This window comes from Pseudoclavibacter terrae, from assembly GCF_008831075.1.
GTDB classification, from domain to species: Bacteria; Actinomycetota; Actinomycetes; order Actinomycetales; family Microbacteriaceae; genus Pseudoclavibacter; species Pseudoclavibacter terrae.
In genome coordinates this window covers 31,921-57,060 of the sequence record NZ_WBJX01000006.1, presented here as the reverse complement: position 1 = coordinate 57,060, position 25,140 = coordinate 31,921, and the positions used below count along the sequence as shown (strand labels likewise).

Here is a 25,140-nt window from a genome sequence, read left to right as displayed (position 1 = left end):
GCTCATTCTGCTTCTGCTCGCAGGTGCTCCACTGCGCTCGGGCCGCCCTCGAGCAGCAGGCGGAAGCCGTCGGCGTCGAGGATCGGGATGCCGAGCTCCTCCGCCTTCGTCAGCTTCGAGCCAGCACCGGGGCCCGCCGCCACGAAGTCCGTCTTCTTGGAGACGCTCCCCGCGGCCTTCCCGCCCGCCGCGATGATCGCCTCCTTCGCGCCGTCGCGCGTGAACCCCTCCAGGGTTCCCGTCGCCACGACGCTCAGTCCGGAGAGCGGACCATCCGCGCTCGTCATCGCGCCGGGTCCGGGGTGGTTCGGAGTCGCGAAGCGAACGCCGGCCGCCCGCCAGGCGTCGATGATCTCGCGGTGCCAGTCTTCTGCGAGCCACTCGACGATCGCGTCGGCGATCGTCGGCCCCACACCTTCGACCTGAGCCAGCTCCTCGGCGGGAGCCGCCTCGATGGCCTCGAGCGAACCGAACCAGTCAGCGAGCGCCCTCGCCGCGACGGGACCGACGTGGCGGATGTTCAGGGACACGAGCTGTCGCCAGAGGTCCTTGGTCTTGGCGACTTCGAGCTGCTCGAGCAGCGTCGTCGCCTGCTTCGACGGCTCCACGAGCCGGAAGTCCTTCTTGATGCCGACCTTGCGTCGCTCGGCAGGCGTCATGTCCTCGGAGCCTGGCGGGTACACCAGCGAGACCTTCTGGAACGGGGCGCGTCGCACGAGCTCGCCCGTCTCCTCGTCGGTCTTGGGCTCACCCGTCTCCGAGTCGCGGACGACGACCTCGATGGGCACGATCTCCTCGAGCGTGAGCGCGAAGAGCCGCGCCTCGGTCTCGAGTGGTGGCTGCTCGGGGACGGTCGGCTGGGTCAGCGCGGCAGCGGTCACCTCGCCGAGGGCATCCACATCGAGTCCTCCGCGCGAGCCGATGTGCTCGACGCGACCGCGAACCTGGGCGGGGCACGACCGGGCGTTCGGGCAGCGCAGATCGACGTCGCCCTCCTTCATGGGCCGCAACGGCGTGCCGCATTCCGGGCAGTCACTCGGCATCACGAAGTCGCGCACGTCATCGCCGCGCAGCTCCAGGACGGGGCCGAGCACCTCGGGGATCACGTCTCCCGCCTTGCGCAGCACGACGGTGTCGCCGATCTTGACGCCCTTGACGCGCACCACGTCCTGATTGTGGAGCGTGGCCATGCGCACCACGCTGCCCGCGACCTTGACGGGCGCCATGATCGCGAACGGCGTCACGCGCCCGGTGCGGCCGACGCTGGCCGCGATGTCGAGGAGCTTCGTGTGCACCTCTTCGGGAGGGTACTTGAAGGCGATCGCCCAGCGGGGGGCACGGCTCGTCATGCCGAGCTCGTCGTGCAGGTCGAGCTCGTCCACCTTCACGACGATGCCGTCGAGCTCGTGCTCGACGGAGTGGCGTTCTGCGCCGTACTGCTCGACGAACTCCACGACCTCGTCGACGGATGCGGCGACCTTCGCGTACGGGGTGACGGGCAGCCCCCAGCCTGCGAGGAGCTCGTAGACCTGGCTCTGCGATGCGACGGGAGGCGACGGCCAGGCACCGATGCCGTGCACGTACATCTGCAGCGAGTGGAGGCGCAGCTCACCGGCCTCACGTTCCAGGCCGCTCTTCTTCTCGAGCTGCTGGCGCAGGCCTCCGCTCGCAGCGTTGCGGGGATTCGCGAAGTCCGGGAAGCGCTTGGTGGCGCGGGCGAGCTCGGCGTCTTCGTCGAATGCTCCGCGCGACGCGGCCGGGCGTGCTTCCCACCTGGCCCGGTACTCTTCAACCGCACGGGGCCGCAGGGAAGCCTGGAACTCGTTGAGCTCCCTGAACGCGGCAACGGGGATGAACACCTCGCCGCGCACCTCGACGATCGGCGGGTGCCCCTCGCCTGCGAGGACAGCCGGGATACCGTCGATCTGCAGCGCGTTCTGCGTGACCTCCTCGCCCGTGCGCCCATCGCCACGGGTCGCCGCAGTCACCAGCTTCCCGTGCTCGTAGCGCAGCGCGATGGCCAGGCCGTCGATCTTCAGCTCGGTCAGCCAGTCGACGCGTCGGCCCGCGGAGGCTTCCGTCTTCGCGCACCATTCCCGGAGCTCGTCGATCGAGAACACGTTGTCGAGCGAGAGCATCCGCTCGGCGTGCTCGATGGGTCGCAGCCCCTCGGCGACGCCGCCGCCGACCGTCTGCGTCGGCGAATCCTGCGACTGCAGCTCCGGATGCTCGCGCTCGAGCTCGTCGAGCTCGCGAACCAGGTCGTCGTACTCGGCGTCGGAGACCAGCTGCGCGTCTCGCTCGTAGTACGCGGCCTGGTAACCGGAGACGAGCTCCCGCAGCTCCTCGACGCGAACTCGCGCGTCGTCGAAGGTCGTCATGCTGACGCCCCTGAGCGCGACTTGAGCGTCGCCATCGCGGCCTTGCGGCTCACATTGAGCAGCCATTCGTTCTTGGCGGCCAGACGTTTCGCCGCGCGTTTCTCACTGGTCGTCTCGAGATAGCTCTGCACGATGCCCACGACGGCGATCAGGCCTGCGAACACCGCGAAGACGATCTGCCAGGTCGGCTCGAGCTGCATGAGGAAGTTCGAGGCGAGAAACACGGTGCCGCCGATGAGGAACCAGAGCACCAGGGCGAGGATCCAGTCTTTCGCGCCGAACTTCCGAGCCTCCAGGGTGCAGCGTTTGGCGAGCTGCAGCGCGGGAGCAGCGAAGTGCGCGTCGTAGTCAGCGCCCCACCGATCGGGGTCGGACAGGTTCCTGTACTGCGCCGCCCAGCGCTCCGCGCGGTCGGTGAGCAGATCCATCGCTTCGCCGTCCTTGAGCGGGCCGCCCTCGGTCTGCTTGCTCATGCTGCCTCCTGCCCGTCTGCGCTGCGTGCCTGGGCAGACCCCGCGACAGTCTCGCCGGTCTGCACGGCACTGACTGTGCGGTCGATCGTGAACTGGCCGAGCACGCGCGTGCCGACGTAGACGACCGCCGTCTGGCCAGGGGCGACGCCGACGAGGGGCTCGTCCACGCTGACACTCCACTCGACGCCCGGGATGGTCGCATCGTCGCGGGTACTCGCCGCGCTGGCGTGAATCCGCGCGGTCGCGGGCACCGGGTCGGCGTGCGCGCGGATCTGCACGTCGCAGCGGAACTCGCCGTCGCTCTCCGACGTCGCGGCGCCGGTCCAGCTCATCCGCTGGCCTGCGATCTCCGCGATCCTCAGCGCTTCCTTCGGCCCGACGACGACCTCATTGGTCTTCGGACGGATCTCGAGCACGAACCGAGGCTTGCCGTCGGGTGCGGGCACGCCGAGACGAAGCCCCTTGCGCTGGCCGACCGTGTAGGCCGTCGCGCCGTCGTGCTCGCCGAGCTTCGCGCCTGCGCTGTCGACCACCTCGCCCGTCGTGGTGCCGATGCGGTCGCCGAGCCAGCCCCTGGTGTCGCCGTCAGGGATGAAGCAGATGTCGTGCGAGTCAGGCTTCTGGGCGACGCTGATGCCTCGCTCGGCGGCCTCTGCGCGGACCAGGTCCTTCGAGGGCGTGTCTCCGAGCGGGAAGTAGCAGTGCTCCAGCTGCTGCTGCGTGAGCACGCCGAGCACATAGGACTGGTCTTTGGCCCAGGCGCTCGCCCGGTGCAGCTCGACGAGCCCGTCCTCGCCCGTCTCCAGCGTCGCGTAGTGGCCGGTGCAGACCGCATCGAATCCGAGATCGATGGCCTTCTCGAGCAGGGCCGCGAACTTGATCTTCTCGTTGCAGCGCATGCAGGGGTTCGGCGTACGACCCGCGCTGTACTCGGCGATGAAGTCGTCGACCACGTCGAGCTTGAACCGCTCGGAGAAGTCCCAGACGTAGAACGGGATGCCGAGGAGGTCGGCGGCACGGCGCGCATCCATCGAGTCCTCGATCGTGCAGCACCCACGCGAGCCTGTGCGGAGCGTGCCGGGCATTCGGGAGAGCGCGAGGTGCACGCCGATCACTTCGTGCCCTGCCTCGACGGCCCGGGCTGCTGCGACGGCGGAATCGACCCCGCCGCTCATGGCGGCTAGAACTTTCACCGGATAAGTGTACGTCGGGCCTCCGACAACGCTTCTGAGGAGTTCGGGGACTCTGGTAATTTGACCATGTCCAGCGCCAACGAGCGAAGATGCTCACGAGGGAGGCCGTGCGTGAGCGACATCCGAGACTCCCCTGCCCGGTTCGCGTCCGACCTCCAGTCTCTTCGCGAACAGGCCGGCAGACCCACCATCGTGAGGCTCGCCGAATCGGCCGGGATCTCCAAGAGCGTGGTGGGAGACGCCCTCGGCGGAAACCGGCTGCCCACGGCCAAGACCGTGGAGCGGCTGGTCACGGCGCTGGGTGCCGACCCAGCCCCTTGGCTCGAGCGTCGCAGCGAGCTCGTAGCACCTCCGAGGGTCGAGCTCCCGCCCGCGACCATCGAGCAGACGGAGGACGGCCCCACGCCTGTGGAGTCCGGCACCCAGGATGCGAGCGCGGAGGCTCGACTGCCCACCTCTGAGGCGCCGACGCCCCTCCCGCCTCCCATCACGAAGCGCAGACTCGTGTCCACCGCCGCAGCAGCCGCGCTCGTCTCAGCGGCCGTGACGAGCGGCGTCTGGTTCGGCGTCGGCCAGCTGCAGACTGCGGACGACCCATTCGCCAGCATCTCCGACGGGTTCGACCCCATGCAGACGGTGTGCCGCGACGACGCGGTGGTCGCAGCCAGCGAGATGCGGGAGCGCGAGACGCAGGTGCAGCTGATGTACTCGACAAGCTGCAAGGCCGTGTGGGGCCGGGTCACGAGGTACGACGGCGAGGCGGCGGGAAACGAGCTCACGATGTCGGTGTACCCCGCCGTCGACCGCGACTCGGAGCGGCGCCAATCGGTCTCGGCCTACGACGTGCAGTCCGTGTACACGCCGCTCGGCATCAGCCCCGAGACCAGCGAGCGCTGGTGCGGGCTCGCGACCATGACCGCCGACGGGCAGACGATCGACCTCGGGCCGGAGCTCTGCATCTAGCGGCGTTGCGAGAGCCGCGGACCCGGTTCAGCCGACCTGCGTCGCTGACGTGGTCGTGGCCGGCTCCGACCCTGTCGCCAGGGGCTTCTCCTTGAGGAACGACAGCGCGACGATGGAGATGACGGTCAGCGGCACGAGCGCGAGGAAGATCGGGATGAGCGCCTCGTTGTACGAGCCGACGATGATGGCGCGCAGCTGGTCGGGGAGCTGCGCGATCGCGGCGGGCGTGAACGAGCTCGCGCCGTCTTCCGGTGCGGCACCGGCGGGCAGCCGGTCGGCCACCATCTGCGTCAGGCGGGCGGCGAACACGGAGCCGACCACCGCAGAGCCCAGCGTTGCGCCGACCTGCCGGAAGTAGTTGTTGGCAGCGGTCGCCGTTCCCACGATGCGAGCCGGGAACGAGTTCTGCACGATGAGCGTGAGCAGCTGCATGCTGCCACCGAGCCCGACGCCCATGATGCCGAGGGCGACGCAGATCATCCACACGGGGCTCTCGACGGTGACGAACGACAGCACGACGAGGCCCGCACCGAGCACGGCGGCGCCGGCGATCGGCACCCACTTGTACCGACCCGTGCGAGACACGTACTGCCCGCTCAGGATGGATGTGATGAGGAGCGCGCCCATCATGGGGGTCATGAGCAGACCGGACACGGTCGGACCGGAGCCCGTCACCATCTGCAGGTACGTGGGCATGTAGCCGAGCGTGCCGAACATGATGACGCCCGTGGCGAGGCTGGCGATCGTGGTCAGGATGAAGTTGCGGTCCTTGAACATGCCGAGCGGCATGATCGGGTTCGCGGCGCTGCGCTCGACGACGACGAAGCCGACAGCGGAGACCACCGCGAGCGCGGCGAGGAGCAGGATCGTCGGCGAGGTCCACGCGTACTGCGACCCACCCCAGGTGCCGACGAGCACAAGGGCGGTCGTGGCGAGAGAGATGAGCGCCATGCCGCCGACGTCGATGCGCGTGCGCTCGTGGGCGGGGCGCTTCGGCAGCCGGAGCAGGAAGATGGTCGCGAGGAGCGCGAGGGCGCCGAGGGGCAGGTTGATCCAGAACACCCAGCGCCATCCCGGGCCCTCGGTGAACCAGCCGCCGAGCAGCGGGCCGGCGACGGACGAGAACGCGAAGACCGCGCCCATGACGCCCATGTACTTGCCGCGTTCACGAGCCGGGACGACGTCCGCGATGGCCGCCTGGGAGAGGATCATGAGGCCACCGCCGCCGAGACCCTGCACGATGCGCGCACCGATGAGCAGCTCGATGGATGGAGCCAGGCCGCCCAGTACGGAGCCCGCGATGAAGAGGCCGATGGCGATGAGCAGCAGCGGCTTGCGGCCGAAGAGGTCGGAGAGGTTCCCGTAGACCGGCATCATGACCGTCGAGGCCAGGATGAAGGAGGTCACGACCCAGCTCATGTGCTCGACGCCGTGCAGCTCCCCGACGATGGTCGGCATGGCGCTCGAGAGCACCGTGTTGTTGAGCGATGCCATCAGCATCGTGACCATGAGCCCCAGGAAGAGCGGCACGATGCTGCGGCGCTGCGCGCTCGCTGCGCCCGCGCCGGTCGCTGGCGTGGCGGGCCGCGCCTCGGTCCTGGTCCGGGCTTCTGCGCCGGGGGCAGCGTCGGCGCGAACCTGCGAATCGATGCTGGGGGGAGTCGTCATAGGGCTTCTGAGATCGCTTTCCGGAAGATGTCGATGGAGTGGTTGATGGCGGCTTCCCTGTCTGCCAGAACGCCTTGGGGGTCGTTCCTGCTCGTGAAGCGGAGGATGGTCGCGGCGAGCGAGAGGAGCGCCTTCGCCGACTCGATGCCGTCCGGCAGCGACTCCGTGGAGCTGTCGCCGCCCTGCTCGGTCAGGATCGAGAGGACGATGTCCTCGGCCGCGCTGATGTGGCGCCTGAGTCGTTCCTCGAGCACGGGGTGCTGGTCGGCGAGCGTGCGTCGGCGGGGGAAGTCGTCGTGGTCGGGGATCGCCGAGTCGAGCACCGCGAGCATGAGCCGCATGGTGCGACCGAAGGAATCGCCCTCGCCTGCCCGGAAGTCGTCGAGCGCACCCTCGGGGAGCGTGGGCGCCTGCATGCCGAGCACCGCGTCCTCTTTGCTCGGGAAGTAGTTGAAGAAGGTCCTTCGCGAGACACCCGCGCGCTCGCTGATGGCGTCGATCGTCGTCTCGTCGAGGCCGCGCGCGATCGTCAGATCGGCGGCGGCGTCGTGGATGGCATGCCAGCAGTCGATGCGGTTGCGCTCGCGAAGGGAGAGGGCTGGGTTCGACACCCCTCAACAATATGCATGAGTGCAAACTTTCACAAGTGCAAGAATCCTGGACGCTGCTGGGTACAGTTGCACCTCGTGTCGACTCTCCCCTCCCAGACGCCAGCGGGCGCGCCGCGGTCACCATGGTTCTGGACCGCCATCGCCGTCCTCGCGCTCGTCCTGCTCGCGCTGAACCTGCGAACAGCCGTCACCAATGCGTCATCGATCTTCGACCTCATCTCGGTCGACCTCCCACTCGAGGGGACGACCACCGGCGTGCTCACGATGCTGCCCCCTGTGGCCTTCGCGATCGCGGGCCTCATCACCCCGTGGCTCCTCCGCCGGGTCCGCCTCGAGCTGCTCATCGTCGTCGCGCTCGCCGCGATCATCGCCGGCCACCTCCTCCGCGGGGCCGCCCCGAACCTGCCGACGCTGCTCGGCGGCAGCGGCATCGCACTGCTCGGCATGGGTATCGGCAACATCCTCCTGCCACCGGTGGTCATCACCTACTTCCGCTCGCGCATCCCCGTCATGACCTCGACCTACGCGATCATCGTGGCGCTCGGCACGATGCTGCCGCCCCTCGTCGCGGCGCCCGTCGCCCTGGCCAGCGGATGGCGGACCTCGCTGTCCATGTGGGCGATCGTGGCGGCTTCCGCCGCGGTGCCGTGGATCGTGCTCCTCGTGCGCGCACAGGTGCGCGCAGCGCGCGGCCACGTCCCCCCGACGACCGGGGCCGTGACGCTGCCCGACGGCACGCGCGCCAAGCCCGCCAAGTCCATCTGGCGCTCGAAGCGGGCGTGGGCGCTCGCGACGACCTTCGCCGTCTCATCGATGAACGCCTACTGCTGCTTCGGATGGCTGCCCACGATCCTGCAGGAGCGGGCGGGCGCCGACACCGTCGCGGCGGCCGGCTACCTCTCGCTGTTCGCAGCTATGGGCATCCCGCTCTCCCTCGCCACGCCGCTCGTCATCAAGCACCTCGGGACGACGTGGCCGCTCATCACCGCCGCCGCCGGCTTTGCGCTCGGCTACGCCGGCCTCATCTTCGCTCCAACCGCGGCTCCCGTCCTCTGGGTCGTCCTCATCGGCTTCGGGCAGCTCATCTTCCCGATCTGCCTCACGCTCATCGGCCTGCGCGCGGCGGGTCAGCGGGGCTCGGCGATCCTCAGCGGGTTCGTCCAGCTCGTCGGCTACGCCCTCGCGGCCCTCGCCCCACTCACAGTCGGGGTGCTGGCGACGGCAACCGGCAACTGGTCGATCTCGCTGGGGCTCCTGGCCGTGCTCACGCTCGGCGTCATCCCGCTTGCCCCGGCGCTCGCCGGCACGTGGAAGATCGAGGACGAGATCCAGCTGGCTCGGTAGACGAGCGCCGCCGCGTCAGCGCGACTCAGGTCTCGAGCTCGGGCTGGACGTCGGTGCGCTGCTCCTCATGGAGCGCCGCGTAGAGGCCTCCCCTCGCCATGAGCTCGGCGTGGTTCCCCCGCTCGACGATGCGGCCTTCGTCGATGACGCAGATGAGGTCGGCGTCCTTGACCGTCGAGAGGCGGTGAGCGATGGCCAGAACCGTGCGGCCGCGTGAGGCCTCGTCCAGGGCACGCTGCACGAACCGCTCCGATCTCGTGTCGAGCGCGCTCGTCGCCTCGTCGAGGACCAGCACGGCCGGGTCCTTGAGCAGGACCCTGGCGATGGCGACGCGCTGCTTCTCGCCTCCGGACAGACGGTAGCCCCGCTCCCCCACGAGCGTCTCGTAGCCGTCGGGGAACTTCGAGATCGTCTCGTGGATGTTGGCCTGCCTGCAGGCCTCCTCGATCTCGGCCTGCGTCGCGTCCGGCTTCGCGAAGCGCAGGTTCTCGGCGATGGACGCGTGGAACAGGTAGCTCTCCTGGCTCACGATGCCCGTGTTGGCGATGAGCGCGTCGTGGTCGAGGTCGCGCACATCGGCGCCCGCGAACCGCACGGCACCTGACGAGACCTCGTAGAGCCTGGGCACGAGGTAGCCGATCGTCGTCTTCCCGGCACCGCTCGGCCCGACGAACGCGACGAACTCCCCCGGGCGGACCGTGAAGGACACGTCGTCGAGCGTGGGGGCCGAGTCGACCTCCGCGTCCGGGTACCGGAACGAGACGTGCTCGAACTCGACCTCGCCGAGCCTCGACTCGTCGAGTGCGATGGGCGCAGGCGACGGCGTGATGGCAGGCCTCAGGTCGAGGTACTCGAAGATGCGCGCGAACAAGGCCTTCGACGTCTGCACCTCCAGGCCGATGCGCATGAGCCCGATGAGCGGCATGGTGAGCCTCGTCTGCACCGTCGTGAACGCGACGATCGCACCCGCCGTGAGGTCGACGCCGCCGGTGATGAGGTAGGCGCCGACGATGTAGACGGCCGCGGGCACCAGCGAGAACACGATGGACACGAAGGCGAAGAACGTCTGCCCGCTCATCGTCTGCTTCACCTGCAGCCCGATCTGCCGGTCGTTCTCCGAGCGGTACCGCTGCCCTTCCGCCTCCTCGCGCCCGAACGACTTCGCGAGCAGGATGCCGGAGACGCTCAGCGATTCCTGCGTGATGGCGGTCATCTCGGAGAGCGACTCCTGCGTCTTCGTCGCGATGCGGGCGCGCACCTGGCCGACCCGTCGCTGCGCCCAGACGAGCGCCGGCATGAGGACGAACGCGATGATGGTCAGCTGCCAGGACAGCAGCGCCATGGCGACGACCGCCGCGAGGACGGTCACGATGTTGCCGACGACACTCGTGATCATCGACTGCAGTGTGGACGCCACTCCGCCGACGTCGTTCTGGAGGCGGGACTGGATGACCCCGGTCTTCGTGCGGGTGAAGAACGCGAGCTCCATGCGCTGCAGGTGATCGAAGAGGCGCACACGCAGGTCGCCCATGACGGAGTTGCCGACGCTGGCGGTGAAGTAGGTCTGCACGACCCCGAGCGCACTCGAGGCGACCCACAGCACCGCCATGAGCCCGACGATCTTCCACAGCTCGCCGATGTTCGGCCCGGTGCCTCCCGGCGGGAAGAGGCCGACGTCGAACGCCTGCTCGGTCAGCAGCGGCGGCAGCACCGAGATGGCCGCCGTGATGAGCACCAGCACGAGCGCGATCGCGATCTTCCCGCGGTAGGGCGAGAACAGGTGAAGCACCCGCTGCCAGAGGCCGTCGATCTTCGGGGCCTGCTCGTTCGCCGCCCGGATCACGGATTCGTCCCGCATACGGCCACCGGCGGGTGGCCCGCCTCCTGCACCTCGCATCGTCATGGCGTCAGCGTAGGCGCATCCGCCGACACTCCGACGCGCGTCGGAGGCAGATGCGCTGCGGGCGGAGAAAGTGACAGAACGCTACACGGTCCGGTCGGAGAACCCGGCCGTTCGCGCCTGCTCCACGATCCGAGGCAGGACGTCGAGGAGTGAGGCGATGTCGGCGTCGCCGGTCGACGCGCCCAGCGTGAAGCGCAGCGCGCTCAGCGCCGTTCGCTCGTCCAGGCCCATGCCGAGCAGGACATGCGATGGCTCGGCGATGCCTGCCTGGCAGGCGGAGCCGGTGGAGACGGAGAACCCGGCCATGTCGAGGAGGAAGAGCAGGGAGTCACCCTGGCAGCCGTCGAACGTGGCGTGCACGTTGCCAGGCACCCGTGCACGCACCTCGACTCCTGCGTCCTGGAGGACGCCGTCGATCGGGGCGCCGCGCAGCTCGGCGCCCGGGATCCGCGCGAGGCCACCCGCGAGACGGCGCGCGAGCGCGTCGAGGCGGGCGCCCTCCGTCTCCATTCGCGACATCGCCGCGTCCGTCGCAGCTGCGAAGGCGAGAGCGGCCGGCACGTCCTGGGTGCCAGAGCGCACGCCCCGCTGCTGCCCACCCCCGTGGATGAGCGCCTCGACGGTGTGGGCGCGGGCGAGCGCGAGCGCGCCCATCGCGACCGGCCCGCCGATCTTGTGCGCCGAGACGCTGAGCGCGGCGACGTCGAGCTCCCGCAACGAGACCGGGATGTGCCCGAAGGCGGCGACGGCGTCGACATGCACGGGGATCCCATGCTCGGCCGCCAGCGCGGCGAGCGAGCGGACCGGCTGCACGGACCCGACCTCGTTGTTGGCGAGGATGACGGTGATGAGCGCCACCTCGTTCGCGTGCTCCCGCATCCGCTGCTCGGCGACACCGAGGTCGACGACGCCGGACTCGTCGACCGGCAGCCAGTCGACGACGGCCCCCTCGTGGGCGACGAGCCATTCGACGGCGTCGACGCTGGCGTGATGCTCGCCACGAGGCGCCAGGACCCGGACGCGAGCCGCGTCCTGCTCCCGCCTCGCCCAGTACAGGCCCTTGATGCCGAGATTGATGGCCTCGGTGCCACCAGACGTCAGGACCACCTCGATCGGGTCGGCGCCGAGCGCCGCGGCGACACGCTCCCGCGCGCCTTCGAGCAGGCGCTTCGCGGCCTGCCCATGGCCATGAATCGACGACGGATTCCCCGTCAGGTCCAAGCCGGCAAGGAGCGCCTCCCGCGCCTCGCGCACCATCGGGGTCGTCGCGGCGTGGTCGAGGTAAACGGCCATTACACTCCCCGCCCTGCCCTGGATACGGGCACTCTCGACATAGACTTGCGCGATCCGTGCGCACCGCAGCGCGCACGCACACAGTCCGTGCAGCCGCCACGCGGCGGCGACCACTCAATTCGAACAGTTTAGGCCTCATGCTCGACTCACAGACCCGCTCCGATCTCGGCGTCACCCACCATCAGGGGATCGCGCGCATCCGCGTGTTCTCGGCGCACGCATCCGCGATGACCCTCTGCCTCATCGACGCCGACGGCACCATCACGCGAACCGTCGAGATGGCCAGCATGCCCGGCGGCATCTGGCAGGCCGAATGCGCCGAGCTCGTGAACGGCCAGCGATACGCGGTGCGCGCAGACGGGCCGACGACCGGCACCAGCGCCTTCGACAAGCACCGGCTGCTCGTCGAGCCGTACGCCAGGCAGGTCTCGAATGTCGGCACCGTCGCCGTGCCCATCTGGACGGCGCAGGTCGTGGAGACCGAGCCGTTCGATTGGGGGACCGTGCGTGCGCCCCTGCTGCCGCTGCGCGACGTCGTCGTCTACGAGGCGCACGTCAAGGGGTTCACACAGCTCGCCCCGCACATGCCGGAGCACCTGCGCGGCAGCTACGCGGGCCTCGCGCACGAGGACACGATCGCCTACCTCCAGTCTGTCGGCATCACGGCCGTCGAGCTGCTGCCGGTCCACGCGTTCGCCTCCGAGTCGTTCCTTCGACGCCAGGGCATGGCGAACTACTGGGGCTACAACACGCTCGGCTTCTTCGCCCCGCACGCCGACTACGCCTCCCCCGGCGCCCGCGCCGCCGGCCCGCATGCCATCGCCCGCGAGTTCAAGGGCATGGTCAAGCACCTCCACGCCGCCGGCATCGAGGTCTACCTCGACGTGGTCTACAACCACACGTCCGAGGGCGGCCGTGGCGACGAGACGTCCATGTTCCGCGGTCTCGACAACGCCACCTACTACCGCCACGACATGCACGGCAACCCCGTCGACCAGACCGGATGCGGCAACTCGCTCGACACGTCCGAGGCGATCGTGCGCGAGCTCATCATCGACTCGCTCCGCTACTGGGTCGAGGAGTTCCGCATCGACGGCTTCCGCTTCGACCTCGCGGCGACACTCGGACGCAACGCGCACCACGCCTTCGAGCGCCACCACCCGCTGCTCGAGGCCATCGTCAACGACGAGCGCCTCTCGGACACGAAGCTCATCGCCGAGCCGTGGGACGTCGGCATGGGCGGCTGGCAGACGGGCAATTTCCCGGAGGACTGGTCTGAGTGGAACGACAGCTTCCGTGACCACGCCCGCTCGTTCTGGGTGCGCGACATCGCCGAGGCGCGCAGCTCCGGCGTCCACCCCGAAGGTGCTGGCGCCTTCAGCACGTCGCTCGCCGGCTCCTCCAACATGTTCAGCGATGACCGCGGCCCGCTGGCCTCGGTGAACTTCGTGACCGCGCACGACGGCTTCACGCTGCGTGATCTCGTCTCCTACAACGTCAAGCACAATCTGCAGAACGCGGAACTCGGTCGCGATGGCACCGGCGACAATCGCTCGTGGAATTTCGGAGTGGAGGGGCCGAGCGAGAGCAGCAGCATCGAGACCCTGCGCCGCCGCTCGATGCGCAACCTGCTGAGCACGGTCCTCCTGAGCGCGGGCGTCCCCATGCTCACGGCCGGCGACGAGGTCGCGAGGTCGCAGAAGGGCAACAACAACCCCTACAACCAGGACTCGCCGCTCACCTGGTTCTCCTGGGACCTCAGCGAGATCCAGCTCGCTCAGCTCGCGCACACGCGGCGACTCATCGAGCTGCGGGGGAAGCACCAGGTGCTGCGCCCGAGCAGCTTCAACCACGGTCACGCGCTCAGCGAGCACGGGACGAGGCGGCGGTGGTTCGACGCGCTCGGCAACCCCATGGGCGACGGCTCATGGCAGGGGCCTGGTGGCCGCACCCTGCAGGTGCTGCTCGACGCCTACATCCCCGAGGCCGACGCCGACTTCACGGGTGACGCGGTCCTCGTGGACGGCGAGCGGATGCTCGTCGACCGGCTTCTCCTCGTCATCCACGGCAGCGAGGACGACGCGGCCCTGCGGGCGCCCGCAGTGGACGACGTCACGGGCTACCGTCTGCTCTGGGATTCGACGCACGAGCACCCAGACGAGGCGCTCAGCTCGAGCCGCGTGCTGATCCCAGGACAGCTCACCGGTCTGGCGGGTCCCTCGGTGCAGGTGTACGCGGTGGAGGTGCGGCACGCGCACCACCACATCTGATCGGACACCGTGCGGGACGACGTTCACATTCCGTGACACGCGGACAGCCCCGTTGCGGGTGGGTGTTGGTAGCGTTCGGTTGTGGCAACGACACCAGCGTCAGAAGACCAGATTCCACCGAGCCGCCCGCGTCGGGCGACCGCCAAGCGAGTGAGCGCGTCGGCGAAGGCTGCCCAGGCTCCAGAGGCGGCGCCGGCTACGAGCGAGACCGCCGCGTCGACCGGCGAGCCAGCGCCCGTCGTGCAGGCTCCCGCCAAGGTGACGCGTGCGCGCAGACCGAAGGCGCCGGCGGCGAAGCCCGCGGCCGCAGCCGCCGTCGCGACGGCCCTCCCGCCGACGGGCGACCAGTTCCCCGGCTCCGGGTACGTGCCCGCGATCGGACGCATCCCGATCCTCGACCTGCAGCCGCAGCTCGTCGACAACCTCTTCCCCACGAAGGGATACGTCGGAGACGTCGTCCCGTTCTCCTGCGTCTCCTTCCGCGAGGGGCACGACATCATCGGCGTGGAGCTCGTGCTGACCGCACCTGGCGCACAAGCGGCGCGCATCCGCATGCGGCCTGGCCCCAAGGGCACCGACTCCTGGCTTGCCGAGGCGCAGGTCACAGTGGCGGGCACCCACGAGTGGTGGATCGAGGCCTGGAACGACGACTTCGCGACCTGGCAGCACAACGCGGAGATCAAGATCCCCGCCGGCATCGACGTCGACGTCATGCTCGAGCTCGGTGCGCAGGTCGTCGACCGCGCGGCCACCAACCCGGAGCTCACCAGCCATCAGAGCGCCGTGCTGCGGGATGCGGCGACCGCGTCGCGCTTCACGTCGCGTTCCGCGTCCTTCCGCCTCGCGTCCCTCCTCGCCGACGACGTGCTCGAGGTCATCGAGGCCCACCCCGTGCGCTCCCTCGTGACGAGCTCCGCCAAGCGCAGGATCCAGGTCGACCGCGCCCTCGCCGGGAACGCGGCCTGGTACGAGTTCTTCCCGCGCTCGGAGGGGGCGACGCAGGCGCCGGACGGCAGCTGGACGTCCGGCACCTTCCGTACCGCGGCCGAGCGCGTTCCCGCCGTCGCCGCCATGAACTTCGATGTGCTCTACGTGCCCCCGATCCACCCGATCGGTCGGACCAATCGCAAGGGCCCGAACAACTCGCTCACGACCGAGCCCGGCGACCCGGGCTCGCCCTGGGCCATCGGCGCCGCAGAGGGCGGTCACCGCGACATCCACCCCGACCTCGGAACGGTCGAGGACTTCCGGTACTTCGTCAGCGAGATCGAGAAGAACGGCATGGAACTCGCCCTCGACCTCGCGCTGCAGGCGACACCGGACCACCCCTGGGTCGCCGAGCACCCGGACTGGTTCACGCAGCTGCCGGATGGCAGCATCGCCTACGCCGAGAACCCGCCCAAGAAGTACCAGGACATCTACCCGATCAACTTCGACGGAGACCGCAACGGCCTCTACGCCGAGGTCCTCGAAACAGTCGAGTACTGGATCGAGCTCGGGGTGAAGATCTTCCGGGTCGACAACCCGCACACGAAGCCGCTGCAGTTCTGGGAGTGGCTCATCCACGAGGTGAACGCAAAGCATCCGGAGGTCATCTTCCTCGCCGAGGCGTTCACCCGCCCGGCAATCATGCACGCGCTCGCGAAGGCAGGATTCCAGCAGTCCTACACGTACTTCACGTGGCGCAACACGAAGACCGAGCTCGAGGAGTACCTCACCGAGGTCTCGAAGGAGTCGAGCGATTTCCTCCGCCCGAACTTCTTCGTCAACACCCCGGACATCCTCACCGAGTACCTGCAGCAAGGCGGGCGGAACGCCGCCAAGATCCGCGCCGTCGTCGCGGCGACCTCTTCGCCGCTCTGGGGCGTCTACGCCGGGTTCGAGCTCGCAGAGAACGTGGCCCGTCCCGGCTCGGAAGAGAACATCGACAACGAGAAGTACGAGTACAAGCAGCGCGACTGGGCCGCCCAGGAGGCGAGCGGCTACTCGCTCGCCCCGCTCCTCACGAAGCTCAACGAGCTGCGGCGCGCGAATCCGGCACTGCAGCAGCTGCGCAACTTCGAAGTGCAGTTCAGCGACAACGAGAACGTGCTCGTCTTCTCCAAGCACCTGCCAGGCGAGTACTCCCCCGATGGCGTCTCCAACACGGTCATCGTCGCGGTGAACCTCAACCACTCCGGCATCGAAGAGGCGACGGTCTACATCGACCAGACCAAGTTCGGCTTCGCGGCCGACACGGAGTTCGGCGTGGAAGACCTCCTCAGCGGGCACGAGTGGATCTGGGGCGGCGCGAACTACGTGCGCCTCGACCCCTCCACCCTCCCCGCGCACATCCTGCGCGTCAGGCACTCGGCACTCTGACCCGTCGTTCGGCCGCGCCCGAGGCGCGGCCGAACGATCTCGAGAACGGAAACACCATGACCGACGAACTCCAGCCAGTGGCCCCAACGGCAACCAGCATTCCCGATGGTGAGCTGCGCGCAGTCGCCGACGGCACGCACTCGGGCCCGCACGCGATCCTCGGGCAGCACCTGCAGGGAGACGGGCGCACGGTCATCCGCGCGCGACGCCCCCTCGCCGAGCGTGTGACAGCGGTCCTCACCTCGAGCGGCGAACGGGTCGAGCTGCATCACCTCGCCCACGGCATCTGGCAGGGCGCACACGGGCACGGCCTCGACGACTACGAGATCGAGACGGTCTACACCGACGGCGTTCCCCACACGGTCGACGACCCGTACCGGTTCCTCCCCGTCGTCGGGGAAGTCGACCAGTTCCTCTTCGGTGAAGGTCGCCACGAGCGACTCTGGCACGTCTTCGGCGCCCACCACCGCGAGCACTGGGGCACCCACGCACCTGTCCGCGGCACCTCGTTCGTCGTCTGGGCACCGCACGCCCAGGCGGTTCGAGTCATCGGCTCCTTCAACGGCTGGGACGGGCGAGCCCACGCGATGCGCCGCCTCGACGCTCTCGGCATCTGGGAGCTCTTCGTGCCCGGCGTCTCGCCGCACGAGACCTACAAGTTCCAGATCCGCACCGCGTCAGGCGAATGGGTGGAGAAGGCAGACCCGCTCGCGCTGCACGCCGAGCAGCCGCCGCAGACCGCATCCGTGATCGCCAACCCCAGCACCTACGAGTGGGGCGACGGCGACTGGATGAGCGCCCGCGCGCAGAAGGACCCGCACACGGGCCCCATGACCACGTACGAGCTGCACGCGATGTCCTGGCGGCCTGGCCTCGGCTACCGCGAGCTCGCCGACCAGCTCGTCGAGTACCTCGACGGCCTCGAGTTCACGCACGTCGAGTTCATGCCGCTCGCCGAGCATCCCTTCGGCGGCTCGTGGGGCTACCAGGTCACCGGGTACTACGCGCCGACGTCGCGCCTCGGCTCGCCAGACGACCTGCGCTACCTCATCGACCGACTGCACCAGGCTGGCTACGGCGTCATCATGGACTGGGTGCCAGGGCACTTCCCCAAGGACAGCTTCGGCCTCGCGGAGTTCGACGGGCAGGCGCTCTACGAGCACGCGGACCCGCGCCTCGGCGAGCAGCTGGACTGGGGCACCAAGGTCTTCAACTTCGGCGACTCCCAGGTGCGCAACTTCCTCGTCGCCAACGCGCTCTACTGGCTGGAGGAGTTCCACATCGACGGGCTCCGGGTCGACGCCGTGGCATCGATCCTGTACCTCGACTACTCGCGCGAGGAGTGGGTGCCGAACATCCACGGCGGACGCGAGAACCTCGAGGCCATCGCCTTCCTGCAGGAGGTCAACGCGACCGCCTACAAGCTCTACCCGGGTATCGCGATGATCGCTGAGGAGTCGACGAGCTGGGCCGGGGTGACGAAGCCGACCGAGTGGGGCGGCCTCGGCTTCGGACTCAAGTGGAACATGGGCTGGATGAACGACAGCCTCCGCTACGTCGAGCGCGACCCGATCTACCGTTCGCATCACCAGGGCGACCTGACCTTCTCGTTCGTGTATGCATGGAGCGAGCGCTTCCTGCTCCCCATCAGCCACGACGAGGTCGTCCACGGCAAGGGCTCCCTGTACTCGAAGATGCCGGGCGACGAATGGCAGAAGCTCGCAGGCACGCGCCTCTTCCTCGCCTACCAGTGGGGCCACCCGGGCAAGCAGCTGCTCTTCATGGGGCAGGAATTCGCGCAGCAGACCGAATGGAGCGAGTCCCGCGGCCTCGACTGGTGGCAGCTGGACAACCCGGGCCACGCCGGTGTGCAGCGGCTCGTGGGCGACCTCAACCGGCTCGCGAAGAACGAAGGCGCGCTGTGGCAGCGCGACGACGACCCCGCGGGCATGGTGTGGCTGAGCGGCGACGACGCGGCCAACAGCGTCCTGGCATTCGCGCGCCGCGGCTTCGACGGAAGCCCCGACGTCGCGATGATCTTCAACTTCTCGAACCAGGTCATCAGCGGCTACCGCCTCGGACTGCCGCACGCCGGTCGCTGGTCCGAGGTCCTCAACACCGACGCCGAGAGCTACGCGGGATCGGGAGCAGGCAACTACGGCTCCGTCACGACCGAGGAGACCCCGTCGCACGGGTTCACGCAGTCGGCCACCGTCACCGTGCCCCCGCTCGCCGCGGTCTGGTTCAAGTACGAGGGCTGATCGGCCCGCGCGCAGCAACGACGAGGCCCGGATGCGATCTGATCGCATCCGGGCCTCGTCGTCGTCTCGCCGCGACGTCAGAACAGCAGGTTCGTGAGCCTCGCACGTGCCGCGCCGACGCGCGGGTCGGCGACACCGACGACCAGGAACAGGTCGAGGAGGCGCTCGCGAACGGTCGTCTTGCCCTCGGCGTCGAGCTTCGGGAACAGCGTGAGGAGGCGATCGAAGGCGTCGTCGATGTGCCCACCCGACAGGTCGAGGTCGGCGACGTCCAGCTGCGCGTCGAGGTCGTCGGGCGCGGCTGCAGCGCGCTGCCGGATCTCCTCGAGCGTCTTGCCCTGGAGGCGCACGAGGAGCTGAACCTGCGCGAGACCAGCTCGAGCCTCGTCGTCGGCGGGGCGCTCAGCGAGAGCGCGCTCGTAGGCGTCCACGGCGGCCGCGTAGTCGCCGCGCTCGAGTGCCTCGAAGGCCTCCGCGTGCAACGGCGGCAGCGGCGGGGTGGCAGGCTCCTGCGCCTCCGCGTCGTCCTGCGGTGCCCCATCCACGGCAACATGGCCCGTCAGGCCCTGCTGGGCTGCGACCTGCAGGATCTCGCCGACGATCTGCGTGATCTGCTCCTCGGGCGGGTTGCCGGAGAACAGCTGCAGCGGACGACCGCCGATGATGGCGATGACCTGCGGCTGCTGGCCGAGCTGAGGGTGAGCGTCCAGGTTGACGCGCACGAGCACGACCCGACCCTCAGCCCCGCGGACGATCTTGGCGAGCACCGGCGAGAGCGCCTGCGCATCGCTGGACCAGGCCGCGTGCATCTCGACGATGACGGGTAGGAACTGCGAGAGCTGCATGAACTGCTCGAGCGTCTGCTCGTCGGCGTCGACCACGACGTCAGGCAGGGTCGCAACGGGCTCTCCGGCGGCGGGTGCGGCGGCCTGGCCGGGGGTCCCACCGGCCTGGGCTTGCGGGGCCTGACCCGCCGGCGCGCTCGCGCGCTGCACGAGCGAGGAGAGATCGACTGCTCCGTAGAGACTTGCTGGGTTGAGCGGTGGGGTTTCAGCCATAGGTAACCTCGTTCGCGTTGAGCTGGCGTGCGCCGGTCATGGTGTTGGCGAAGCCGAGCAATTGGACTGCGCCGCCTGTCGCTTCAGACGGCACGTAGAACATGAGCTGGTTCGTGTAGAGGGTCTCGAATCCCAGTGAGGAGGAGCTTGCGCCTGCCAGGGCCGCGGTGCGTCCCTGCACGCTGAGGGTCGCGAGCTGGGTACGCGCGCTCAGCTTCTCGACCTCCTCGATCGAGACGGCGACGATCGCCCCGCCGTCGAGCGTCTGCACACCGAATGGCGGGTCGTCGGTCGGCCGCGTCTGGAACTCGATGCGTGCGGCGTTCGCGTCGATCTCGCCGGAGACCGCCGCACGAGCCTCGGAGATCTGTGTGCGCAGCGAGTCGCCGTCAGGAGAGAACAACGCGGCGAACTGGGAGCCGTCACCGTTGCTGATGACATCTGCGTAGGCCGCGGCGAGCTCCTCCGGCGCGATGACGAGCGGCTGCTCGAGTCCGTCGATGCCTGGGGCGCCGATCTCAGCCGGAGCGGCTTCCGGCAGCGTGACATCAGGGGTGAGCTGAACGATGGAGGTGACCTTGTAGGTGTCGCGCGCGCTCGACTGCGTCAGCATGATCCCGAACGGTGCCGTCGGGGTCTCTCCCCCGGCTTCGCGAACCACGAAGATCGACTTCGGCCAGGCGTCTGACGCCTGCGGAACGGCGTAGACGACCTCGCCCGTGGGGAACGCGACGGGGCCCGGGAGGGCGTTGTCTGCCGCTTTGGCCTGGTACTCGGCGGCTCGCTCCTGGTACGCGGCCTGCGTGAAGCGTGGCTTCAGCCCGTCCGGGTTGTTGGCGGCATCTCCCTCCTGGGCGAGGCGCGCGGCGTCGTCGAGAATCTCGGTGAGCTGCTGCGCGTTCACGGCCGGGAGGGCTTCGCCCTCGGTGAGGAGCGCCTGGTCGATGGATGAGGTCGGGGTCGGGGTCGTCGGTGCGCTGGTGGATCCGCCGAACTGCTCCGGCCACAGGTCGGCCGAGCAGCCGGTGAGGGCGATCGACCCGACGAGCAGCACCGGGATGAGCCTGAAGAGGCGCTTCGGGGCCTGGCTGCGGTCCCGCCCGCGGGGCCGGCGCCACTGCTGGGGCTCTGCGGCCGGCGCGCCGTCCGCAGGGGCCTCAGGGCTCGGCCCGGAGGCGCCACCCGATGGCGGCTCTCCCGCATCCGAGGAGTTGTCGTCGTGCTCGTCCCCGTCATCCTTCGTGGATGGCTCGGGTCGGCCCTCGTCCGTCGACGCAGCCACGGGCGCTGCCTCGGCGTGCGCGTCTGGCTGGGCGATCGGAGCGTCGTCGACGGTCTCAGCTTCAGGCTCGGAGGGCGTGGATGGGGCGCTCCAGCTGAACGGGTCATCGACGTCCACCGGCGTTCCATCGGCCGCAGGTGCGGAGACAGGAACGGGAGCTTCTGCGCTCGGAGCCCGGAACGAGGGGAAGGCGGGCTCGTCTGCCTGGCGCGATGGCTCATCCGCAGTGGGAGGTGCCCACGCGTGGACGGCCTGCTGGTCTGCTGCGACGGCAGCGGAGCTCTCGTCTGCGGGCTCGGTCTGGTTGCCTTCGGAGAGCCTGACCGAGGCCGCGACGACGCTCTGCGATTGCTCGACCGGGTCCACATCCACGGCATCGAGCCCGTCGTCGGCGCTCGGAGCCGAACGCCCGAAGGCGAACGCAGGCGTCGTGGCGGCCTCGCCGACCGCGGGAGCCTCCGAGGCGACCTCCGGTTCGAGCTCCTCGCGAGCCTGGCGCTGGGGCTTGGAGCGCCGGCGCATGCTCAACAGTGCCCAGAGCAGGAGGCCGAGGGAGATCAGCAGGAGCACTCCACCGCCGAGCAGGAGCGGACCGGCCATGGGCGCGCGTCCGTCGAGCGGCCAGGAGATGGAGACCTGGCTCGGCGCAGGCGACTCGCCGTCGGACTGCACGAGGAGCGCGAAGCCGACCGGCAGGGTCTGCTGCAGCTCGAGTTCGCCGTCGCCCTCATACTCCTGGAACCAGAGGTCGTTGCCGAGGATGCTCGGCGCTGTCGTCTCGTCAGCCGATGCCTCACCGGGGGTGAAGACCAGCGCGCCGCTCGTGTCGTCGAGCGTGACGATCTCGTGCTGGGTCGTGCCGACCCAGCCTGCGATGTCGGCCTGGCGTCCGATCGCGACGCGGATGGGGCCGTCGCCGCTGATCGTGATGGTCTGCGTGCCGGCATGCTCGATGAGCGTGTCGCTCGGGATGACGAGCAACGGCGACTCCTGGGTCAGCGTTCCGGACGCCTCGACCGAGTCGGCGGCCCTCGCTTCCGTGACCTGCAGCCAGCCGACGACAAGCAGCGCCGCACTTCCGAGGAATGCGATCGCGGCTAGGATGAATCTCACTGAGTGACTCCTTCTCGAGTGATTGCGCCGTGCATCGTTTGTGCGCTCGACGTGCTCCTCTCGCGAGGGTGCCGTCGTCGTCCATGAGGTTCATGGCGACTCTCGACCCCTCAATCTAACGCACCGTGTCCGCACTTCCCCTGGAATACGCCGGTGTCAGCCGGGAAAAGGGCCAAAGTCCGGTCTCGCGGAGAGCGAACCTCGAACTTTCCGAGCGGGTTCCAGCCGCCATTCCGTCCCTCATCAGGCTCCGTCACCCACCCGCCGTCTAGACTGCACCACGTGCGCACGCGGTGGTCGCGCACGTGCAACCTGACTCACGCGGAGGCGTTCTTGGCATTCGACGACATCAACTTCAACACAGCGATGCGCGGTTACAACCGCGAAGAGGTCGACGAGGTCATCAGGTCGCTGCGCACCCAGCTCGCCCAGGCCGGGAATCAGGATTCCGGCGCGAGCCGTGAGATCGCCGCCATGCGCACCCGCATCAAGCAGCTGGAGACGGAGCTCAACGAGGTCGGCAACCCCACCTACTCTGGGCTTGGCACGAAGCTGGCCGGCACGCTCGCGACGGCTGAGCAGCAGGCGCAGAAGCTCACCGCCGAAGCCCAGCGCGAAGCGGACAAGATCCTGAGCGAGGCCCACCGGAACGCAGCGCGCATCCACCAGGAGGCGAACGACTACGCAGAGCGTGTCACTCGGGAGGCCGACGTGCGGGCTTCACGCGTCCTGAGCGACTCCCGCTCGGAAGCGGACAGCCTGCTCGAGAACGCGAAGCAGGAGGCCGACCTCACCCGCACCAACCAGGAGCGCGAGATCGAGACCGTCAAGGATCAGGTCACGACCGAGCTCCGCGAGCTGCGGCACTCCACCGACCTCGAGATCAGCGCGCTGCGCGCATCCGTCGACGAGGAGCTCGCGACCAAGCGCCAGGCTGTCGAGAACGAGATCGCGGAGTCCGCGGCGCGACTCGCCGAACGCCAGCGCGAGATGGACAAGGTGCGGGCCGACTTCGAGCGCGAGGCCGCCGCTCGTCGCACGCAGATGGAGCACGAGCAGGAGGCCGCGCGGCAGCTCGCGAAGGGTGAGATCGATGCACTCCGCGAGGGCTCCGTGCGGGAGCTCAACGCGAAGCGCACGGAGCTCGATGTCGAGCTCTCCAAGCGACGCAACGCGTTCGAGCAGCAGCTCGTCGCCGCCGGCCGGAAGGCTGAGGCCGCGGCGAAGAAGCTCATCGACGATGCCACCGAGCAGCTGGCCGATCTGAACCAGCGCAGCGAGCAGGTCCGCCGCGAGGCGGGCAAGATCATGGCGGATGCACGCCGCCGTGCGCAGGAGACGCAGGACCAGGCGGAGCGCAAGGCAGCCGATCTCCTCGAGACCAGCAACAAGCAGGCTCGCGAGCGCAACACCGAGGTGGAGCAGCACACGAAGAGCCTGCTCGACAACGCCGAGCAGCGCCTCTCCGAGCTCCGCGAGGAGCGCGACCAGGTGCAGAGCTACCTGGATCAGCTCAAGCGGGCATTCTCCCGCACCGATTTCAGCCTGCCGGAGGCGGACGAGCAGATCACGAAGCGTCCTGCAGAGGCGGCGCACGAGGCTCCGGCCTCGGGTGAAGACGCAGCCGGGGCCGAAGCCCACGCGTTCGCGCTGTCCAGCGGCGGCGCGCAGCAGGAGTCGGATGCAGATGCGGAGGGGACGTCGGACGACGCGGACGCGTCGGCGGACGAGGCCACCGATCAAGAGGCCCCAGTTGCTGCCCAGGCCGGCGGCCAGAACCGCGGCCAGAACGCCAACCAGAAGCGTGGCGCACCCCGCCAGCGCTGACCCGCGCGCGGCGCGAGCTGAGGCGCCACCGCGCGTCTAGAATCGGATCCCGGTCTCCGGCCGGGATCCGATCAGGGGGAACACCGCATGCGCATCGAGAATCCGTTCAGGCTCGGCTTCATCGCCACGATCGGCGTCCTCGTCGCCCTCGTGCTCGGCGGGATGATCGCCTCACTGAGCACGATCCTCACGTACATCGGCGCCGCGCTGTTCCTCGCGCTCGGCTTCGAGCCGATCATCGCCTTCCTCGAGCGCCACCGGTGGCCGAGATGGGCCGCGATCATCTCGTCCCTCGGCGGTGCCGCGATCGCGCTGGGGCTCGTCGTCTGGGCCCTCATCCCGAGCATCTCGACGCAGGTCGAGCAGCTCGCGGCCCGCTACACGTCCATCGTGAACGACCTCGCGGGCTCGAATGTCATCGAGTGGGTCGACGAGCGCTTCCCTGATCTGCAGGCGCAGGAGTTCGTCACCGACGCACTCGAGTGGCTGCGCAACAACCTCGCCACCATCGGCGGTGGCGTGCTCGAGGTGGGCTTCGGCATCGTGAACGCCTTCTTCGGCGTGCTCATCGTCTTCATCCTCATGCTCTACTTCGTCTCGAGCATGAACAGCATCAAGCGCGGCTTCTACCAGCTGCTGCCGGCCTCTCGCCGCGCGCGCACGGCTGAGCTGACCGAGCAGATCACCGCGTCCGTCGGGAAGTTCGTGCTCGGTCAGCTGGCGCTCGGCCTTGCGAACGGCATCCTGTCCTTCACGTTCCTGTCGATCATCGGCGCCTCGATGCCTGCGGTGTTCGCGGTCATCGCGTTCCTCGGCTCGCTCATCCCGCTCGTCGGCACGCTCTCCGCATCGATCATCATCGTGCTGCTGCAGCTGGCGCTCATGCCCGTCGACAGCAGCGTCTGGTGGATGGCGGCCATCTACTACGTCATCTACATGCAGGTCGAGGCCTACCTCATCAGCCCGCGCATCATGAGCTCGGCCGTGCAGGTGCCTGGGGCGATCGTCGTGATCGCAGCCCTGACCGGCGGCACGCTGCTCGGCCTCCTCGGAGCCCTCGTGGCCATCCCGATCGCCGCCGCGATCCTCCTCATCGTCAAACAGGTCTGGATCCCCGCACAGAACGAGCGATAGCTCCG

Annotated in this window: 16 protein-coding genes; 7 read left to right on the top strand and 9 right to left on the bottom strand. The window is 69.0% G+C overall.

Translation table 11 applies throughout. The annotated features are described in order from the left end of the window. Window positions 1-2: 2 nt before the first annotated feature. The 3 genes from ligA to mnmA are packed head-to-tail and all read right to left on the bottom strand — an operon-like array spanning window position 3 to window position 4,029. Window positions 3-2,381 (bottom strand): NAD-dependent DNA ligase LigA, encoded by a 2,379-nt coding sequence (ligA, locus tag F8O03_RS15605; RefSeq protein ID WP_151424691.1) that lies wholly within the window; start codon window positions 2,379-2,381, stop codon window positions 3-5. Next, on the bottom strand, window positions 2,378-2,854 hold the full coding sequence (locus F8O03_RS15600) for a hypothetical protein (RefSeq protein WP_151424690.1): 477 nt from the start codon (window positions 2,852-2,854) through the stop codon (window positions 2,378-2,380). Before F8O03_RS15600 ends, ligA begins: the two co-directional genes overlap by 4 nt. Beyond that, entirely contained in the window at window positions 2,851-4,029 is a 1,179-nt protein-coding gene (gene mnmA, locus F8O03_RS15595; RefSeq protein WP_151424850.1) for a tRNA 2-thiouridine(34) synthase MnmA, read from the bottom strand. The genes F8O03_RS15600 and mnmA overlap by 4 nt, the downstream gene beginning before the upstream one ends. A gap of 129 nt (window positions 4,030-4,158) precedes the next feature. Between mnmA and F8O03_RS15590 the strand changes: the two genes are divergently transcribed. Beyond that, entirely contained in the window at window positions 4,159-5,010 is an 852-nt protein-coding gene (locus tag F8O03_RS15590; protein ID WP_167516610.1) for a DUF2690 domain-containing protein, read from the top strand. 27 nt (window positions 5,011-5,037) lie between these two features. On the opposite strand, the gene F8O03_RS15585 is transcribed toward F8O03_RS15590, so the two are convergent. Together F8O03_RS15585 and F8O03_RS15580 are read right to left on the bottom strand one after the other, a co-directional pair. Next, complete coding sequence (locus F8O03_RS15585) at window positions 5,038-6,678, bottom strand: MDR family MFS transporter (RefSeq protein WP_151424688.1); 1,641 nt, start codon at window positions 6,676-6,678, stop codon at window positions 5,038-5,040. Beyond that, window positions 6,675-7,289 carry a TetR family transcriptional regulator gene (locus F8O03_RS15580; protein ID WP_104253173.1) on the bottom strand — a complete coding sequence of 205 codons (615 nt, stop codon included), beginning with the start codon at window positions 7,287-7,289 and terminating at the stop codon, window positions 6,675-6,677. The genes F8O03_RS15585 and F8O03_RS15580 overlap by 4 nt, the downstream gene beginning before the upstream one ends. 75 nt (window positions 7,290-7,364) lie before the next feature. Here F8O03_RS15580 and F8O03_RS15575 point away from each other — a divergent pair, with 75 nt between their 5' ends. Continuing rightward, entirely contained in the window at window positions 7,365-8,633 is a 1,269-nt protein-coding gene (locus F8O03_RS15575; protein ID WP_167516609.1) for an MFS transporter, read from the top strand. 25 nt (window positions 8,634-8,658) lie between these two features. Here the strand turns inward: F8O03_RS15575 and F8O03_RS15570 are convergent, their stop codons facing one another. Together F8O03_RS15570 and F8O03_RS15565 are read right to left on the bottom strand one after the other, a co-directional pair. After that, window positions 8,659-10,536, bottom strand: a complete 1,878-nt coding sequence (locus F8O03_RS15570; RefSeq protein WP_151424686.1) for an ABC transporter ATP-binding protein — start codon at window positions 10,534-10,536, stop codon at window positions 8,659-8,661. A gap of 81 nt (window positions 10,537-10,617) precedes the next feature. Next, window positions 10,618-11,829, bottom strand: a complete 1,212-nt coding sequence (locus F8O03_RS15565) for a cysteine desulfurase family protein (protein ID WP_151424685.1) — start codon at window positions 11,827-11,829, stop codon at window positions 10,618-10,620. Window positions 11,830-11,966: 137 nt separating this feature from the next. Here F8O03_RS15565 and glgX point away from each other — a divergent pair, with 137 nt between their 5' ends. From glgX to glgB, 3 genes are all read left to right on the top strand, one after another. After that, a complete protein-coding gene (gene glgX, locus F8O03_RS15560; protein ID WP_151424684.1) occupies window positions 11,967-14,099 on the top strand; it encodes a glycogen debranching protein GlgX in 2,133 nt (710 codons plus the stop codon). An 81-nt stretch (window positions 14,100-14,180) separates the two neighbouring features. Beyond that, window positions 14,181-16,460 carry an alpha-1,4-glucan--maltose-1-phosphate maltosyltransferase gene (locus F8O03_RS15555; RefSeq protein WP_244296330.1) on the top strand — a complete coding sequence of 760 codons (2,280 nt, stop codon included), beginning with the start codon at window positions 14,181-14,183 and terminating at the stop codon, window positions 16,458-16,460. 56 nt (window positions 16,461-16,516) lie between these two features. Next, window positions 16,517-18,721 (top strand): 1,4-alpha-glucan branching protein GlgB, encoded by a 2,205-nt coding sequence (glgB, locus tag F8O03_RS15550; RefSeq protein WP_151424683.1) that lies wholly within the window; start codon window positions 16,517-16,519, stop codon window positions 18,719-18,721. Window positions 18,722-18,798: 77 nt separating this feature from the next. On the opposite strand, the gene F8O03_RS15545 is transcribed toward glgB, so the two are convergent. Both F8O03_RS15545 and F8O03_RS15540 read right to left on the bottom strand, forming a co-directional pair. Beyond that, window positions 18,799-19,779 carry a tetratricopeptide repeat protein gene (locus F8O03_RS15545; protein WP_151424682.1) on the bottom strand — a complete coding sequence of 327 codons (981 nt, stop codon included), beginning with the start codon at window positions 19,777-19,779 and terminating at the stop codon, window positions 18,799-18,801. After that, window positions 19,772-22,174, bottom strand: a complete 2,403-nt coding sequence (locus F8O03_RS15540) for a DUF8094 domain-containing protein (RefSeq protein ID WP_151424681.1) — start codon at window positions 22,172-22,174, stop codon at window positions 19,772-19,774. Before F8O03_RS15540 ends, F8O03_RS15545 begins: the two co-directional genes overlap by 8 nt. 333 nt (window positions 22,175-22,507) lie before the next feature. Between F8O03_RS15540 and F8O03_RS15535 the strand changes: the two genes are divergently transcribed. Further along, on the top strand, window positions 22,508-24,001 hold the full coding sequence (locus tag F8O03_RS15535; RefSeq protein ID WP_151424680.1) for a DivIVA domain-containing protein: 1,494 nt from the start codon (window positions 22,508-22,510) through the stop codon (window positions 23,999-24,001). An 87-nt stretch (window positions 24,002-24,088) separates the two neighbouring features. Next, window positions 24,089-25,135, top strand: a complete 1,047-nt coding sequence (locus tag F8O03_RS15530) for an AI-2E family transporter (RefSeq protein ID WP_151424679.1) — start codon at window positions 24,089-24,091, stop codon at window positions 25,133-25,135. Window positions 25,136-25,140 lie beyond the last annotated feature (5 nt).